Source organism: Natrinema soli (assembly GCF_028618695.1).
Genome location: NZ_JAQIVI010000601.1, coordinates 1 through 2,559 on the forward strand (window position 1 = coordinate 1; position 2,559 = coordinate 2,559).

2 protein-coding genes are annotated in these 2,559 nt (G+C 67.3%); one reads left to right on the top strand and one right to left on the bottom strand.

The window, feature by feature from the left end:
* Positions 1-340 (bottom strand): alkaline phosphatase (locus tag PGX04_RS27535; RefSeq protein WP_273741400.1); only part of this gene is annotated, 340 nt, incomplete at its 3' end.
* Positions 341-528: 188 nt separating this feature from the next.
* Between PGX04_RS27535 and PGX04_RS27540 the strand changes: the two genes are divergently transcribed.
* Positions 529-2,559 (top strand): ATP-dependent DNA helicase (locus PGX04_RS27540; protein WP_273741401.1); only part of this gene is annotated, 2,031 nt, incomplete at its 3' end.

The following is a 2,559-nucleotide window of genomic DNA, read 5'->3' on the forward strand; positions in this document are numbered from 1 at the left end:
CGTCGTCGTCCGCGTCGCCGCGGACCGACAGCTGCCCGTTGTACGCCTTGTGACCGGTCGCAAGCGCGGTCCCGGCGGCCGCCGAGTCGGTCACCTCGCCGCTCCGGGAGCTGGTCCGCGTGTAGCCGACACCGGTCATCGACTGCAGCGAGAGGTCGCCGTGGACGACCGACGTGACTTCGATCGGGTCGAACCCCATGCCGTCGCCGATCAGGACGATCACGTTCTCGACGCCCCCTCCGAGACGGCTGGCGGAGGCGTCGGATTGTGCGCTGGCCGAGCCAGTTGCACCGAGCAGCCCAGTCGCACCCAAGGCCGTAACGAATTGTCGTCGTCGCATAGTGCGTGCGGAGGCTCCACGACACCGTTCATTATTGTTTATATTATCGATCGGTAAGTTGCTATGGGAATCAGCAGTCGAGGAGAGACGGGACAACCCGGCGGAGGACAGCAACCACTGCTCGAGAAGCCGATCCCCACGGCCAGCGAGACGATACTTTAAACCGCGGGACGCGCCAAGGAGGGGTAATGAATATCGAGGAGCTGTCGGGGCTCCCGGCCGGTGCCGTCGACCACTTCCGCCACGAGGGCATCGAGGAGCTCTACCCGCCCCAGGCCGAGGCGGTGGAAGCCGGCGCGACCGACGGCGAGAGCCTCGTCGCCGCGGTCCCGACCGCCAGCGGGAAGACGATGATCGCCGCCCTGTCGATGCTATCGGCGGTCGAGCGCGGCGGAAAGGCGCTGTACATCGTCCCACTGCGAGCGCTCGCCAGCGAGAAAAAGGAAGAGTTCGAAGCCTACGAACGATTCGGCGTGACGACGGGCGTGACGACCGGCAACTACGAGAGCACCAGCGACTGGCTCGCGACGAAGGATATCATCGTCGCCACCAGCGAGAAAGTCGACTCGCTCGTGCGCAACGGGGCCGACTGGCTCTCTGATCTGACCTGCGTCGTCAGCGACGAGGTCCACCTCATCGACGATCGGAACCGAGGGCCGACGCTCGAAGTGACCCTCGCGAAGCTCCGCAAACTCAACCCGAGGATGCAGGTCGTCGCCCTCTCGGCGACGGTCGGCAACGCCGACGAGATCGCCGACTGGCTCGACGCCGCGCTCGTCGATACCGACTGGCGACCGATCGATCTCCAGATGGGCGTCCACTACGGCAACGCGCTGAATTTCGACGACGGCTCGACTCGGGAGGTGCCCGTCGAAGGCAGCGAAAAACAGGAGGCTGCGCTCGTTCGCGACATCCTCCAGGAAGACGGCTCCTCGCTCGTGTTCGTCAACTCCCGCCGGAACGCCGAGGCCGCGGCGAGACGGTTAGGCGGCGTCTCGCGGAACGAACTGACCGCCGAGGAACAGACGGAACTGGCCGAGTTGGCCGACGACATCCGCGACGATAGCGACACCGAGACCAGCAAGGACCTCGCTGAAGCCGTCGAACGCGGTTCTGCCTTCCACCACGCCGGCCTCTCGAGCACTCAGCGGAGCATCGTCGAGGACGCCTTCCGCGATCGGCTCCTGAAAGTGATCTCGGCGACGCCGACGCTCGCGGCAGGGGTCAACACGCCCGCTCGACGGGTCATCGTCCGCGACTGGCGGCGCTTCGATCCCAGCGCCGGCGGGATGGCCCCCCTTGACGTTCTCGAGGTCCACCAGATGATGGGGCGTGCGGGTCGGCCGGGGCTCGACCCCTACGGCGAGGCCGTCCTGCTCGCGAAGAGCCACGAGGAAAGCGAGGAGCTGTTCGACCGCTACATCTGGGCCGATCCCGAACCGGTACGCTCGAAGCTGGCCGCGGAGCCGGCCCTGCGGACCCACGTCCTCGCGACCATCGCCTCCGGCTTCGCTCGCACGCGGAGTGGACTCCTCGAGTTCCTCGAGGCCACCCTCTACGCCAGCCAGTCGACCGAAGCCGGCCGGCTCGAGACGGTGACCGACACGGTTCTGGCGTACCTCGAGTCGAACGACTTTATCGAACGCGACGGTGGCGGTACCTCCGGCGGGGACGATGGTGACGACGCAGACGGCGCGTTCACCTCCGCGGCCGACCTCGCCGAGACGGACGGGAGAGACGAATCGCTCGAGGCCACCAGCCTCGGCCACACCGTCTCCCGACTCTACCTGGATCCGATGAGCGCCGCGACGATCGTCCACGGGCTCGAGCGGGCGGGCGAGCGCCCGACCGCGCTGGGACTCTACCAGCTCGTCTCGCGGACGCCCGACATGTACGAGCTCTACCTTCGCTCGGGCGAGGACGAGAAATTCGGCGAACTCTACTACGAGCGCGAGGCCGAGCTACTGGGCGACGCCCCCAGCGAGTTCGAGGAGGAGCGTTTCGAGGACTGGCTCTCCGCGCTCAAGACGGGCAAACTGCTCGAGGACTGGGCCGCGGAGACCGACGAGGAGCAGTTGACCGACCGGTACAAGATCGGACCGGGCGACCTCCGCGGGAAGGTCGACACCGCCGAGTGGCTGCTCGGTGCCGCCGAGTCGCTCGCCGCGGAGATCGACAGCGAGTGGACCGTTGCGGTCCGAGAGGCCCGCGCCCGCGTC